Annotated in this window: 14 protein-coding genes; 6 read left to right on the forward strand and 8 right to left on the reverse strand. The window is 67.6% G+C overall.

The genetic code is table 11. From position 1 onward, the window contains the following. Positions 1-1,584: a cytochrome ubiquinol oxidase subunit I gene (locus AMD30_RS07815; protein ID WP_014925497.1), complete on the reverse strand. Its 1,584-nt coding sequence runs from the start codon at positions 1,582-1,584 to the stop codon at positions 1-3. A 227-nt stretch (positions 1,585-1,811) separates the two neighbouring features. Continuing rightward, positions 1,812-2,681, reverse strand: a complete 870-nt coding sequence (locus AMD30_RS07820; protein WP_055475239.1) for an aminodeoxychorismate lyase — start codon at positions 2,679-2,681, stop codon at positions 1,812-1,814. A 58-nt stretch (positions 2,682-2,739) separates the two neighbouring features. Here AMD30_RS07820 and ygfZ point away from each other — a divergent pair, with 58 nt between their 5' ends. The 3 genes from ygfZ to AMD30_RS24485 all read left to right on the forward strand — a co-directional run bounded on the left by ygfZ (position 2,740) and on the right by AMD30_RS24485 (position 4,899). Further along, positions 2,740-3,951, forward strand: a complete 1,212-nt coding sequence (gene ygfZ, locus AMD30_RS07825; RefSeq protein WP_055475240.1) for a CAF17-like 4Fe-4S cluster assembly/insertion protein YgfZ — start codon at positions 2,740-2,742, stop codon at positions 3,949-3,951. Next, complete coding sequence (locus tag AMD30_RS07830) at positions 3,948-4,625, forward strand: MOSC domain-containing protein (RefSeq protein ID WP_231632659.1); 678 nt, start codon at positions 3,948-3,950, stop codon at positions 4,623-4,625. The genes ygfZ and AMD30_RS07830 overlap by 4 nt, the downstream gene beginning before the upstream one ends. Positions 4,626-4,719: 94 nt before the next feature. Beyond that, the gene (locus AMD30_RS24485) at positions 4,720-4,899 is read left to right on the forward strand and encodes a DUF3073 domain-containing protein (RefSeq protein WP_010842099.1); all 180 of its coding nucleotides are present in this window, start codon (positions 4,720-4,722) and stop codon (positions 4,897-4,899) included. A gap of 270 nt (positions 4,900-5,169) precedes the next feature. On the opposite strand, the gene purM is transcribed toward AMD30_RS24485, so the two are convergent. The 3 genes from purM to AMD30_RS07845 all read right to left on the reverse strand — a co-directional run bounded on the left by purM (position 5,170) and on the right by AMD30_RS07845 (position 8,540). Continuing rightward, positions 5,170-6,276, reverse strand: a complete 1,107-nt coding sequence (gene purM, locus AMD30_RS07835) for a phosphoribosylformylglycinamidine cyclo-ligase (RefSeq protein WP_014925493.1) — start codon at positions 6,274-6,276, stop codon at positions 5,170-5,172. 96 nt (positions 6,277-6,372) lie between these two features. Next, entirely contained in the window at positions 6,373-7,980 is a 1,608-nt protein-coding gene (gene purF / locus AMD30_RS07840; RefSeq protein ID WP_055475242.1) for an amidophosphoribosyltransferase, read from the reverse strand. 143 nt (positions 7,981-8,123) lie between these two features. Next, entirely contained in the window at positions 8,124-8,540 is a 417-nt protein-coding gene (locus AMD30_RS07845; RefSeq protein ID WP_044505926.1) for a sterol carrier family protein, read from the reverse strand. 55 nt (positions 8,541-8,595) lie between these two features. Between AMD30_RS07845 and AMD30_RS07850 the strand changes: the two genes are divergently transcribed. Both AMD30_RS07850 and ykgO read left to right on the forward strand, forming a co-directional pair. After that, on the forward strand, positions 8,596-10,104 hold the full coding sequence (locus tag AMD30_RS07850; protein WP_055475243.1) for a glutamate-cysteine ligase family protein: 1,509 nt from the start codon (positions 8,596-8,598) through the stop codon (positions 10,102-10,104). 66 nt (positions 10,105-10,170) lie between these two features. Then, positions 10,171-10,293, forward strand: a complete 123-nt coding sequence (gene ykgO / locus AMD30_RS07855; protein WP_010842104.1) for a type B 50S ribosomal protein L36 — start codon at positions 10,171-10,173, stop codon at positions 10,291-10,293. 75 nt (positions 10,294-10,368) lie between these two features. On the opposite strand, the gene AMD30_RS07860 is transcribed toward ykgO, so the two are convergent. Next, on the reverse strand, positions 10,369-11,448 hold the full coding sequence (locus AMD30_RS07860; RefSeq protein WP_055475244.1) for an NAD(P)H-dependent amine dehydrogenase family protein: 1,080 nt from the start codon (positions 11,446-11,448) through the stop codon (positions 10,369-10,371). An 83-nt stretch (positions 11,449-11,531) separates the two neighbouring features. Between AMD30_RS07860 and AMD30_RS07865 the strand changes: the two genes are divergently transcribed. Continuing rightward, positions 11,532-12,458, forward strand: a complete 927-nt coding sequence (locus tag AMD30_RS07865) for a glycerophosphodiester phosphodiesterase (protein WP_055475270.1) — start codon at positions 11,532-11,534, stop codon at positions 12,456-12,458. Here AMD30_RS07865 and AMD30_RS07870 read toward each other — a convergent pair. Together AMD30_RS07870 and AMD30_RS07875 are read right to left on the reverse strand one after the other, a co-directional pair. Next, positions 12,444-12,800: a DUF2752 domain-containing protein gene (locus AMD30_RS07870; protein WP_055475245.1), complete on the reverse strand. Its 357-nt coding sequence runs from the start codon at positions 12,798-12,800 to the stop codon at positions 12,444-12,446. The two genes, AMD30_RS07865 and AMD30_RS07870, sit on opposite strands and share 15 nt — an antisense overlap. Positions 12,801-12,888: 88 nt before the next feature. Beyond that, positions 12,889-13,260: a CD225/dispanin family protein gene (locus AMD30_RS07875; RefSeq protein ID WP_010842108.1), complete on the reverse strand. Its 372-nt coding sequence runs from the start codon at positions 13,258-13,260 to the stop codon at positions 12,889-12,891. Positions 13,261-13,303 lie beyond the last annotated feature (43 nt).

Here is a 13,303-nt window from a genome sequence, read left to right on the forward strand (position 1 = left end):
CTAGTACGCGAACGAGAGCTGTTTGGGCTCATCGGATTCGGATTCGTCGTCGTCGGTGTGGCCTGGTGGCCGCGAGTCGTGCGCGGCCGGACCCTCGATGACGTAGCGCCGCTGCAACATGAACCACACGACACCCAGGGCGCCGTAGAGCAGGGTGAATCCGATCAGCGTGACCAGCACGGTGCTCGCCGAGTGGTTGGAGACACCGTTCTGCACCAGCATGCTGATCCGCAGTGGATCGAGATCGTCCTCCCAGTTGGGTGCGACGACCCATGGCTGGCGCCCCATCTCGGTGAAGATCCAGCCGGAACTGTTGGCCAGGAACGGGGTCGGGATCATCAGCAGGGCGATGAAACCGAAACGTCTGGATTCGACCACCCGCTTGCGTCGCGTGAACCACAGGCCGCCCAGGGCCACGACCACCGAACCGAGCGCCCAGGTGATCATCGCCCGGAAGCCCCAGTAGGTCACGAAGAGGTTGGGTGCGAAGTTCTGATTCGCCGGCACGTTCGGCTGTCCGGCGAAGGCCTCGGTGTACTGCTCCTGCAGCTCTTCGACGCCCTGCAGGGTCGAGTCGAAATCGTGGTTCGCGAGGAACGACAACATCTTCGGGATCTCGATGATGTGGTCGATGTTCTCGCAGTTGTTCTGACGGCCGATCGACAGGACCGAGAAACCCGGGCCCGTCTCGGTCTCGCACAGCGACTCGGCGGACGCCATCTTCATCGGCTGCTGTTTGAACATGATCTGCGCCTGGATGTCCCCGGTGATGAACAGTGCGACACCGGAGACGATGGTCACCCACAACGCGAGCCTCGTGACCGGCCGCCAGAGGACGCGGGCGTCCTTCTCGAGGTCCTCGGGTGTCGCGTCGAGGTGACTCGGCGACGTGCTGTCCGGGATCTCACCCACGTCACCGGTTTCGGCGGCCTCGCGGATCTTCTTCGCCCGCCACGAGTTCCGGGCCATCCACCAGATCCCGATGGCCGCGACGAAGGTGCCGGCGGTGAGGAAGGCACCGGCGATCACGTGCGGGAAGGCCGCGAGAGTCGTGTTGTTGGTCAGCACGGCGACGAAGTCGTTCATCGCGGGCCGCCCGCGTTCGGGGTCCCACACGACGCCGACGGGGTGCTGCATCCAGGAGTTCGCGGCGATGATGAAGTACGCCGAGGCGTTGACGCCGATCGCCGCCAACCAGATACACGCGAGATGCACGCGGCGCGGCAACCGGTCCCAACCGAAGATCCAGAGTCCGATGAACGTGGATTCGAGGAAGAAGGCGACGAGGCCCTCCAGGGCCAGCGGCGCACCGAAGACATCGGCGACGAACCGGCTGTACTCGCTCCAGTTCATGCCGAACTGGAACTCCTGGACGATTCCGGTCGCGACGCCGAGCGCGAAGTTGATCAGGAAGAGCTTTCCGAAGAACTTGGTGGCGCGCAGCCACTGCTCGTTGCCGGTGACATGCCACACCGTCTGCATCACCGCGATCATCGGCGCGAGGCCGATGGTCAACGGGACCAGGATGAAGTGGTAGACGGTCGTGATCCCGAATTGCCATCTGGAGACGTCCAGAGCGTCCATATCGCCTCGAATCGAGTTGCCGGCCCCCGGGCTGCGGGGGCAGGTCGAAACCTGCCGGGAACTTACTACTACCAGCGGTAGTAGTAGGTCGTAGGCGCGACGTTACGCCTGGTCACCGGGCCCGGACAAGCGCCAAAGGTCCCGCCGACCAGCTCGAGGCGGTGTCTTCCCTCTCATTGCCCGGGGTGTGTGTTCCGGGCGGGGTGATCAGGTGCGAGTGACCGGGGTCAATTGTCGTCCACCGAGATGGCCCGATCGACCAGATCGGTGAATTTCGCGGCATCGGACGGTACCGGCATCACGTACCGGTTGAGATGGGTCACCCGGGCCGCGAGGGTCACGCTGCTGACCAGCCAGACCGAATCGGCCGCCACCAGGTCCTCAGGCCGCAGCACGTCGGTCTTCGTCGTCCAACCCTCCCGCGACGCGACATCGAAAACCGCACGCACGGTGGTCGATTCGAGAATCCCGATCTCGGTGGGCGGCGTCACCAGGGTGTCGGCGTAGACGGCCACGACCGTGGCCCGGGGCCCCTCGAGGACGACGCCCTCGCTGCTGAGGAAGATCACGTCGTCGTAACCCTCGTCGGCGGCGTGACGCAGGGCCGCCATGTTCGTCGCGTAGCTGAGGGTCTTGGCGCCGAGCAGTTGCCAGGGCGCCGAGGCGGCGAGGTCGATCGAGAAGCCGCGGGCGAGGGTGACCACCCGCACCCCCTCCGCGCGCGCCGCCGCCACCCGGTCGGGCACCGCGTCGACGGTGACGTAGGCGGTCGGCGCCGATCCGTGCTCACGCCCGCGGCTGTAGACCAGCCGGAGGAGAGCCTCGCCGGCCGATCCGTGCTTCTCCGTCCACGCCTGCGCCGCGGTCTCGATCGCCCCGCGCCACTCGTCGAGATCGGGTGCGCCGAGATCCATCGCCGCGGCACTGTGCGTCAGGCGCTCGAGATGCAGCTCGACGCACCGGGGCCGTCCGGCGCGTACGAGAAGGGTCTCGAAGATGCCGTCGCCGCGGACCGCGGCCAGATCGTCGGCATGGAGGAAGGGAGCGTCGGCATCGTGCTGTGTGCCGTCGAGCGAGACAAGGATCGAATCCGCCATGGATAGAAGGCTGCCATGCGTCCCGGCCGTATGCCGAATCGACCCGTAGAATCGACACGTGAGCCGTTCACCCATCCTGACCAGGCATTCCGAGGGCGGGGCGGTGCCCGGTCCCGGAGACCTCCAATCCGCCGACACCGCGTGGCACTACGGTGATCCGCTCGGTGAACAACGAGCCGCCTACGGCGGCGGGGAGGAACGAGCCGGCCGGAGCGGCGTGATCATCGTCGACCGGTCTGACCGAGCCGTGATCGAGATCGCCGGCGCCGAACGCCTGACCTGGCTGCACACGATCACCAGCCAGCACATCGCCGCCCTGCCCGACCGGTCGAGCGCCGAGAACCTCTCCCTCGACGCCAACGGCCGTGTCGAGGAGCATTTCGTCCTCACCGACATCGACGGTGTCACCTGGATCGACACCGAGGGTTCCCGCGGTGACCCGCTGCTCGGCTTCCTCACCAAGATGGTCTTCTGGGCCAAGGCCGAGCCGGCGGCGCGACCCGACATGAAGGTCGTGACGCTCATCGGCCCGGGGGCGCTCGACGGACCGGTCGCCGACCTCCTGGAGATCGGCGCGGACACCGACGTCTACCAGGCCGGCGGGCTGCCCGAGACCCACCACGAGGACGAACCGCTCGGTTTCTGGCGGCGCATGCCCTCGTTCGGCGAGGATCGGGACCTGCCCGTCGTGGATCTGATCGTGCCCGAGTACCTGCTGACCCGATGGTGGGACGCCCTGACCGAGGCCGGCGCACGGATGGCCGGCAGCTGGGCGTACGAGGCGCTCCGCGTGGCCGCCCGCCGCCCGCGGCTGGGCGCCGACACCGACGAGCGCACGATCCCGCACGAGGTCGACTGGATCGGCGGTCCCGACGAGCTCGGCGCGGTCCACCTCGACAAGGGTTGCTACCGCGGCCAGGAGACGGTCGCCCGGGTCCACAACCTCGGCAAGTCGCCGCGACGGCTGGTCCTGCTGCACCTGGACGGCAGCAGCGACGAGCGCCCGGTGCCCGGCGATCCGGTGACGGCCGGCGGCCGGACCGTCGGCCGCCTGGGCACGATCGTCGACCACCACGAGTGGGGTCCGATCGCTCTCGCGCTCGTCAAACGCAACGTGGGCACAGATGTCGAGCTGACCGTGGGCGCAGAGACCGCCGTGAGCGCCCGGATCGACCCGGACTCGATCCTCGAGGACGACCGGATCCAGGCGGGACGCGCCGCCGTGGAACGCCTCCGCGGCGGTTCGGCGGTTCCGGGACACCAGAGTTGAGCGAGGGCGTGGTGCTGGCCGTGTGCGCGGCCGGCGACGACGTGATCCTCGAGGGCATCGGCCGCTCCGCCATCGACAAGCGCCCCCGTCACGGACGCCTCGTCGTCGACGAGCTCGGCCTCGTCGACGACCACGTGGGCAACAAGCGGCACCACGGCGGCGTCGATCAGGCCGTGTACGCCTACGCAGACGCCGAGGCGCGCCGGTGGGCAGAGGAGCTCGGACGTGAGCTTCCTTACGGATGGTTCGGCGAGAACCTCCGCATCGACGGCATGGCGGTCACCGACGCGGTGGTCGGCGAACGGTGGGAGGTGGGAACCGACGGTCTGGTCCTCGAGGTGACCATCCCCCGCGTCCCCTGCAAGACCTTCGCGGTCTGGGCGGGTGAGCCGCGATGGATGAAGCGCTTTCTCGACCAAGCCGATTTCGGCACCTACCTGCGGGTTGTCCGGAACGGCAGCGTGGCGCAGGGCGATCGGATCAGCGTCGTCCACCGCCCCGAGCACGGCGTGCGATCACGCGATCTGCTCGCCGGCGGCGACCTCGAGGCGATCCGGTCCCTGCTCGCGCGAGACGATCTGCCGGCCAAGGTCCGGCGTGAGGCGACCAAGATGGTGAACAAGTCGGAAAGACGCGTCGGCGCGGCAACCCAGGGTGGACAACACAAATCCTAGAGGCGCGCTAGACTGGTCCGCACGACAGAATTACTTCAAGAGAACGGGGCCGCCAATCGTTTGGCCGCCCCGTCATTGTGCGAGGGGGTCCCATATGGGCCGCGGCCGGGCAAAGGCAAAGCAGACGAAGGTTGCACGTCAGCTGAAGTACTCCACTCCGAACACCGATTTGGAAAGCTTGCAGCGTGAGCTCTCCGGGCAGGGCGATCCGGTTGTAGAACGACCGGATCCGGTGGACGACTGGGTGGACGAAGAGGAGTGGCGACGCGCTTGACGCGCACACTCTTCGGGCGTTGATCTCTCGACGCCTGGGATCACCCCACACACTCTCCGCATGAGCGGACCCGCGGCGACGCGGGCCCATAATTTTGTACGCACCACCCGTTTTCGGATGGGTGGTGCGTGCTCATGCGTTGGTCCAGGGTGATCGAACATCGTCAGACACCGACGCTCGCCGAGGGATACCCCTCCGGCGAGCGTCGGTGTTCTGTATGTGCCCGCGCCTCGAACGATTGTCGTTGCGAGAGTGCGGTTTCGGCCGATCCTAGAAGCGCGGGTGCTCCCCGAGCAGACTGACACGCGCGTCTGTGTCGGATTTGTCGCTCGCACGCTTGACCGTGCCCAGGACCCAGTTGTCGACATGCCGGGCGGTCAGCACGGCCTGCGCCCGGTCGGTGTCCTCCGGCGCCACGACCGCGACCATGCCGACGCCCATGTTGAAGGTGCGCTCCATCTCGAGCTGTTCGACCCGGCCACGCTGCCCGATCAACGCGAAGATCGGCGCGGGCGTCCAGGTGTTGCGCTCGAGCTCGGCGACGAGGCCGTGCGGGATCACGCGGGCGAGGTTCTCGGCGAGGCCGCCGCCGGTGATGTGCGCGAACGTACGGACATCGGCCTCGGCGATCAGCGCCAGGCAGTCCCGGGCGTAGATCCGGGTCGGCTCGAGCAACTCCTCGCCCAGGGTGCGCCCGAACTCCTCGACGTGGCCGAACAGGTCCATGTGACCCCAGTCGAGCAACACCTTGCGGGCGAGCGAGTAGCCGTTGGAGTGCAACCCCGACGACCCCATGCCGATGACGACGTCGCCGGCGCGCACGCGATCCGGGGTGAGGACGTTGTCGGCCTCGACGACGCCCACGGCGGTGGCGGACATGTCGTAGTGGTTGTCCTGCATCAGACCGGGGTGCTCGGCGGTCTCACCGCCCAGCAGCGCGCAGCCGGCTTCGACGCACCCGTCGGCGATGCCGGCGACGATCTGGGCCACCGTCTCGGGGACGACCTTGCCCACCGCGATGTAGTCCTGCAGGAAAAGGGGTTCCGCGCCGCAGACGACCAGGTCGTCGACGCACATGGCGACGAGATCGCGACCGACGGTGTCGTGTTTGTCGATGGCCTGCGCCACGGCCAGTTTGGTGCCGACGCCGTCGCTCGCCGCGGCGAGGACCGGCTCCCGGTAGTTGCCCTTGAGCGCGAACAGGCCGGAGAAGCCGCCGATTCCGCCGAGAACCTCCGGTCGCGACGCACGCTTGGCATGGGGTGCGATGAGTTCCACAGCCCGCTCACCGGCGTCGATGTCGACCCCGGCCGCCGCATACGAGGCCGGTGTCGCGCTCCCGGCCGTCTCGTCGGCAGCAGCATCCCGCTCCGTCATCTCCGCAGCACTCCCGTTCCAGAATTCTCGGTCGAACGTTGTTTCCGGCGTGTTCGCCGACGGGTCATACGGTACCGGAGGGTCGTTGACGCAAAATCAGGGCCGCATGACCGCGCTGACGTTGTCGTTCGGCTTGGTCAGGGGGTCCACCGCCCGGTCGCCGGCGGCACTGGCCAGCATCTGTTCCAGGACGGCCTTGCCCATCGAGGTCTCCTTGGGCAGCTCGATCGGGTACTTGCCGTCGAAGCATGCCGCGCACAGGGACGAGGCGCTCTGACCGGTCGAATTGATCATCTCGTCGATGCTGATGTAGCCGAGCGAGTCGGCACCGATGGCCTGGCGCACGCCCTCGACCATGCCTTCCTCGGATTCCATGCCGTTGGCGATGAGCTCCGCGGGTGAGGCGAAGTCGATGCCGTAGAAGCAGGGCCATCGGACCGGGCTCGACGCGATCCGGACGTGCACCTCGGCCGCCCCGGCCTCACGCAGCATCCGGATGAGCGCGCGCTGCGTGTTGCCGCGCACGATCGAGTCGTCGACGACCACGAGTCGCTTGCCGCGGATGACCTCGCGTAGCGGATTGAGTTTGAGACGGATACCGAGCTGACGGATCGTCTGCGACGGCTGGATGAAGGTGCGGCCGACGTAGGCGTTCTTCATCAGGCCCTGGCCGTACGGGATGCCCGATTCCTGGGCGAAACCGACGGCCGCCGGCACGCCGGACTCCGGCACCGGGATCACCAGGTCCCCCTCGGCAGGATGCTCCTTGGCGAGGCGCCGACCGATCTCGACGCGGGTCGAGTGGACCGAACGGCCGTGGATCACCGAGTCCGGACGGGCGAGATAGACGTATTCGAAGACGCACCCGCTCGGGGTCGGCTCGGCGAACCGTGAGCTGCGCACGCCGTCGGCGTCGATGGCCAGCAGCTCACCCGGCTCGATGTCGCGGACGAACGACGCGCCGACGATGTCGAGCGCGGCGGTCTCCGACGCGACCACCCAGCCGCGATCGAGGCGGCCGAGCGACAGCGGGCGCACGCCGTGCGGGTCGCGCGCGGCGTAGAGCGTGTGCTCGTCCATGAAGGTCAGGCAGAAGGCGCCCTTGAGGGTCGGCAGCAGTTCCATGGCGGCCTGCTCGATGGAGCTGTCGGCGGCGCCGTGCGCGAGCAGTGCTCCCACCACATCGGAGTCCGAGGTGGCCGCCGAGCTCTTGATCCCCTGCTCACGGGCACGAGCGGCGAGGTCGGCGGTGTTGACCAGGTTGCCGTTGTGACCCAGGGCGACGCCGGTGCCGGCGTCGGTGGTGCGGAAGATCGGCTGCGAGTTCTCCCAGGTGGTCGAGCCGGTGGTGGAGTACCGGCAGTGGCCGATCGCCACGTGACCGCTCATCGCTCCCAGCGTCTGCTCGTCGAAGACCTGGCTGACCAGCCCGAGGTCCTTGAACACGACGACTTGGCTGCCGTCACCGACCGCGATACCCGCGGCCTCCTGGCCGCGGTGCTGCAGGGCGTAGAGCCCGTAGTAGCTCAGCTTGGCGACGTCCTCACCGGGCGCCCAGACGCCGAAGACACCGCATTCCTCACGCGGTTCGTTCTCGGGTTCGTCCAGCGGGGCGGGGTTGATCGCGCCCGCACCGCGTGCAGAACATCCGCCCGCCGTCGTGGGAGCGAGCAGGTTCATGTTGGCGATCGAATGATCAGGCATCGACTAGCTCCCTGGGGCTGCGAATCGGTCAGTCGAGTGGGCTGGGAGACATCACGGAGTTTACGGGTCGGTCGGCTCCCGATGCGAATCTTCCAGCAGTGTCGGCCTGCGGGTAATTCCGCGACACCCCGGCGAGTGATGAATCACACTCCGGCTCCGCGGTCACCCGAGGACGCGATCGGGACGAGCGGGAGCAGATCGGCGATCAGCCCGGCCCGGTGTCCGGAGGCGTCGACGTCGCCGGCGGCGAGGGCGTCGTCGTAGGTGAGGACACCGGCCACGAGGAGCAGCCAGGTCCGCGGCGACATCTCGACCACGTTCGGCGGCGTCCCACGGGTGTGGCGGGGTCCTTCGATGCACTGCACCGCGACGAACGGGGGTACCCGGACCTCGACCGAGTTGCCGGGCGCGAGCTGTTCGAGCGTCCGGGCCGACTGCCGGACTGCGTCGGCGAGGGCGGCGCGTCCCGGCGGCGGCGCGGTGGGGTCGACGAGCCAGTCCGAGACGGCCAGCACTGCGGCTCGGACCTCTGCTGGGTCCACTCTCCTGCGTGGTGGCACCCGGCCATTCTCCCAAGAGGGTTCGGGGCGGTTCGGATCGGGCAGTATTGACCGCATGGGAGCCGAGGTGTCCAAGCAGCAGTTCACCGGCGAGGACCGGGTCCGTTTCCGGCGCCAGGTGGGTCGCGGGACGGAAGCGATCGCCAGGATGCTCGCCGACGGATTGTTCACCGATCAGGGTCGTCCGCCGAAGCCGCTCCTCGGCATGGAGGTCGAACTGAACCTCGTCGACGAGCAGATGCGGCCGGCGATGGCCAACGCCGCCGTCCTCGAGGCGATCGCCGATCCCGACTATCAGACCGAACTCGGTCAGTTCAACATCGAGATCAACGTCTCGCCGCGACCGTTCACCACCGACGACACGATCTCGCTCGAACAAGCGCTGCGCACGTCGCTCAACCGGGCCGAACAGCGCGCCGCACAGACCTCGAGCCACCTGGTGATGATCGGCATGCTGCCGACGCTGAAGTCCGAACACTTTGCACATCACTGGATCTCGGCGAACCCCCGGTACGACCTGCTCAACGAGCAGATCTTCGCGGCCCGGGGTGAGGACCTCGAGATCGACATCACCGGTGTCCCACTGACCGACACCCACCACACCGAGCACCTTCGCACCGCGACCGACTCGATCCTGCCCGAGGCCGCCTGCACCTCGCTGCAGCTACATCTCCGGGTGGCACCGGAAGACTTTGCCTCCCACTGGAATGCCGCCCAGGCCATCGCCGGGGTGCAGGTGGCCTTGGCCGGCAACTCGCCGTTCCTCGCCGGGACCGCGTTGTGGCACGAGAGCCGCATCCCAGTCTTCGAGCAGGCCACCGACACCCGTCCGCTGGAACTGAAGAATCAGGGCGTGCGGCCCCGAGTGTGGTTCGGGGAGCGATGGATCAACACGATCTTCGACCTCTTCGAGGAGAACACCCGCTACTTCCCCGCCCTTCTCCCGGTCTCCACCGACACCGACCCGCTCGCCGAGCTCGACTCCGGACGCATCCCGACCCTCGACGAACTGCGCCTGCACAACGGGACCGTCTACCGCTGGAACCGTCCGGTCTACGACATCCACGAGGGACAGGCACACCTGCGCGTGGAGAACCGCGTGCTGCCCGCCGGCCCGACGGTCGTCGACACGATGGCCAACGCCGCGTTCTACTACGGCGTCGTCCGCGGTCTCGTCGAATCCGACCGGCCGCTGTGGTCGCGGATGTCGTTCAACGCCGCCGCCGAGAACCTGCAATCCGGCGCCCGCAGCGGAATGGAGTCCCAGCTGTACTGGCCCGATGTCGGCTGGGTACGGCCCGATGAGCTCGTCCTGCGCCGGCTCCTCGTGCTCGCCGAGGACGGACTGCGCCGGTTCGGTGTCTCCGACAAGGCCCGGAAGCGCTACCTCTCGGTGATCGAGGGGCGCTGCATCTCGCGCCAGACCGGGTCGGTCTGGCAGCGCCAGGCGGTCGCGGCCCGCGAGCGCGCGGGCGAGAGCCGGGAGCAGGCGTTGCAGGGCATGCTGCGCGACTATGTCACCCAGATGCACGAGGGCGAGCCGGTACACACCTGGCAGGTCTGACCCCAGCCGTCGATCAGGGACGACGAGCCTGCTTTAATGGAAACAATTTCCATTAAGGAGGCTCCGTTGAAGGTTCGTGCATCCATCCGTTCACTGAAGAACCAGCCCGGCTCGCAGGTGGTCAAGCGCAGAGGTCGCATCTTCGTCATCAACAAGGGCAACCCGAGATTCAAGGCGCGCCAGGGCTGATCGAAGCGATCCGGTTGCGTTTTGTCCCGGTTACCGGGACAAAACGCAACGGGATCTGTCAAGCCGGGATTGCGGCTACTTCTGGGCGAACAACCCCCGGCCGGTCACGAGCGGGAGATCGAGTGCGGTGACCAGACCGGGCTTGGCATCGACCACCGCCGCAACGGAATTGACCAGTCGCATCGCGGTGACGATCATTCCGGACACGTTGTGGTCACCGTTCTCGCCGTGATGCCCGAACTCGACGGCCATCTCGGGCTCGCCGGCGATCGCGATGCGGTAGCAGCCGTCACCCTCGTGCGGGGACGGCCACTCCGGGCACTGATCGGGGTGGGTGCGCGTATAGTGCTCCAGCACAACACGATCCACGCCGTCGACCTGACCGGCCACCTCGAAGCGGACCGCGGCCATCGTCCCCTTCGGGATCTCGACGGAGACCGTCGAATAGTCGCGATCGGCCGCAACCCGCTCGACGCGTTCGACGAGTGGCTCGTCGAGCACCAGGTCGAGTCCGGCGGCGATCTGTCGCACGACACTCCCCCACCCCATCGACAGGATGCCGGGCGCGAAGATCAGCGGCGTGGTGTCCAGCGGTTGTCCGAAGCCGAACAGGTCACGCATGACCACCGGCTGGTAGTAGGTCGAGTAGTCGGCGATCTCCTGACAGCGGACCTCGTCGATGCGCTGGGACAGGCTGGTCATCGCCAGCGGCAGCACGTCGTTGGCGAAGCCCGGGTCGATGCCGTTGACGTGGAGGCTCGCGTTGCCGGCCTTTCCGGCGTCGGAGATCCGTTGCAGCAGTGAGTCGGGGAGGATGCCCTGCGGGAACTGCAGGACCACCGGGCCGCTCGAGACCACGTTGATCCCGTTCTCCAGGAAGAAGATCAGGTCTTCGATCGACTCCATGACGCGATCGTCGGTCATGGCGGTGTGCACGACGCAGTCCGGCCGCAAGGCGATCAACGCATCGCGGTCGTCGGTGGCGACGACACCCAGCTCGCGATCGAGACCGGCCAGCTCACCGGCATCCTTGCCGACCTTCGCGGGGTCGGACACCCACACCCCCACGAGTTCCAGGTCTCCCCGGGCGTCGATCCCGGCGATGGCATGTCGTCCGACGGTTCCGGTCGACCACTCGACCACTCGCAATGTCATGCGAAACAAACTAGAACACGTTCCAACTTCGGCGTGCCGATTCGGCGAGATGCACTCCACTAAGGTCGGGAGCTGTGACTGCCATGTCGCCCACGGACCCCGCCGACGCCCCGATCCACATCGACCACGACGGCCATCGGACGATGCTCAAGTGGCACCGCGGCCGGCGCCGCGCCGACGACCCGGCGTTCACCGCGACCCGGATCGTCGAGGGCATGCGGCTCGGCGCGAGCATCGAAGTCGATCTGGTGATCCACGCCGACCGGGGTTTCGCCGTCCTGCACGACCGCACCGTCGATCACGCCACCACCGGTACCGGCGCGGTGTCGGCACTCCCGGCGTCGTATCTGCGGGAACTGCACCTGCGGGACAACAGCGGACGCCCCATCGACGACCGGGTCCTCCTGCTCGAGGACCTGACCGACCTCTTCGACGGGGTGGACATCGCGCCCACCGCGTCGCTCCAGCTCGACTTCAAGGAGGACGACGCCGCGCTCGACGCCGCGGCCGTGGAGGTGTTCGCCCGCAGCGTCGCCCCCCACGCAGGGCATTACATCCTGTCGTGTGGCGACGCTGCGGCGGTGGAGACGCTGACCTCGGCCGCGCCGGGCGTCCGGATCGGTTATGACCCTTGCCATCACGGCGCCGCCGAGGCAGCACTACGGTCCGGGGACTTCGACGGGTTCGTCGACCGGGCGGTGGCGGCGTCACCGGAAGCCGAGATGGTGTACCTGGAGAATCGGCTGATCCTGGCCGCCGACCGCCGCGGCCACGACCTGATCGGCGCATTTCACGAGCGCGGTCGTCTCGTCGACGGGTACACGGTGACCCGGGTCGGGCCACGCGTCGCCCCGGAGATCAGGCGGCTGCTCGAGTTGCGGGTCGATCAGATCACGACCGACGACCCCGAGGCGCTGGCGACTCTCGATGTCGACGGCCCCGTGCGCGATCCCGGTTCGCGGCTGATCCGCTGGATTCGCGGTGCCGCCGGGCGTTCAGACGTGGAGTGACCAGAGCGGTTCGACCGGGATGTTCCGGATCACGGACCAGGCCAGGACGATCACGAGCACGACGACGCCGGAGTATCTGAGGTGCTGCCAGCTGCGAACCCGGCGACCGGTCCACAGACGCACGCAGTAGGCGACGAAGGCGACGAGCAGCAGCCCCATCGCCAGCACCCCGACGGCGTTGTAGTGCAGGGCGGCCGGGACGTCGCCGTGTAGCAGCGAGTAGATGGCCCGCAACGATCCACAACCCGGGCACGTCACGCCGAAGATCAGTTTGGTCGGACACACCGGAAGGGCACCGCCCGGCGTCGTGGGATCGGCGAACCACACTGCCGCACAGACCATCCCGGTACCGGCGACAACGGTCGCCGGCCCGAGGTACCGATGCTTCGAGAGGGCCGAGACCCGTCCGAGGACGGCCCTCTCGAAGCGCTCAGTACGTGGACGTGGACGCGGAGGCGCCGAGGAGGATGACGAAGAAGATGACATAGACGATGACGATCAGGACCCAGATGACGACCGACGAGATCGCACTCCACATCGCCCACTTCTTGGCCTCGTCGGCAGCCTTCTGCGCGCCGGCGTAGTCACCGGCCGCCCACAGCTTGCTGACCGAGGTCGACTTCACGATCGACACGATCCCGAGCGGCAGGCAACACAGCACCGTGGCCAGGATCGCCCAGACGAGGTTGTTGTCCGGTTCCGGACCGGCCGGGTTGCCGCCCGGGAACCCGCCGTACGGCTGCTGTCCGTAACCACCCGCGCCGTAGTTCGGCGGCTGGTTCGGATCATTGGGGTAGCTCATCTGCGCCCTTTCGACTCGGTCAGAGAACTCAAGGAGCGTAACC

The organism is Gordonia sp. HS-NH1 (assembly GCF_001418765.1).
GTDB lineage: Bacteria > Actinomycetota > Actinomycetes > Mycobacteriales > Mycobacteriaceae > Gordonia.

Bases quoted from the DNA above. Each gene is read 5' to 3' on its own strand.
- AMD30_RS07865 (WP_055475270.1), top strand. From the start codon at position 11,532: ATGTCGCCCACGGACCCCGCCGACGCCCCGATCCACATCGACCACGAC.
- AMD30_RS07875 (WP_010842108.1), bottom strand. From the start codon at position 13,260: ATGAGCTACCCCAATGATCCGAACCAGCCGCCGAACTACGGCGCGGGT.
- AMD30_RS07870 (WP_055475245.1), bottom strand. From the start codon at position 12,800: ATGGTCTGTGCGGCAGTGTGGTTCGCCGATCCCACGACGCCGGGCGGT.
- AMD30_RS07815 (WP_014925497.1), bottom strand. From the start codon at position 1,584: ATGGACGCTCTGGACGTCTCCAGATGGCAATTCGGGATCACGACCGTC.
- AMD30_RS24485 (WP_010842099.1), top strand. From the start codon at position 4,720: ATGGGCCGCGGCCGGGCAAAGGCAAAGCAGACGAAGGTTGCACGTCAG.
- AMD30_RS07820 (WP_055475239.1), bottom strand. From the start codon at position 2,681: ATGGCGGATTCGATCCTTGTCTCGCTCGACGGCACACAGCACGATGCC.
- AMD30_RS07860 (WP_055475244.1), bottom strand. From the start codon at position 11,448: ATGACATTGCGAGTGGTCGAGTGGTCGACCGGAACCGTCGGACGACAT.
- purM (WP_014925493.1), bottom strand. From the start codon at position 6,276: ATGACGGAGCGGGATGCTGCTGCCGACGAGACGGCCGGGAGCGCGACA.
- purF (WP_055475242.1), bottom strand. From the start codon at position 7,980: ATGCCTGATCATTCGATCGCCAACATGAACCTGCTCGCTCCCACGACG.
- AMD30_RS07850 (WP_055475243.1), top strand. From the start codon at position 8,596: ATGGGAGCCGAGGTGTCCAAGCAGCAGTTCACCGGCGAGGACCGGGTC.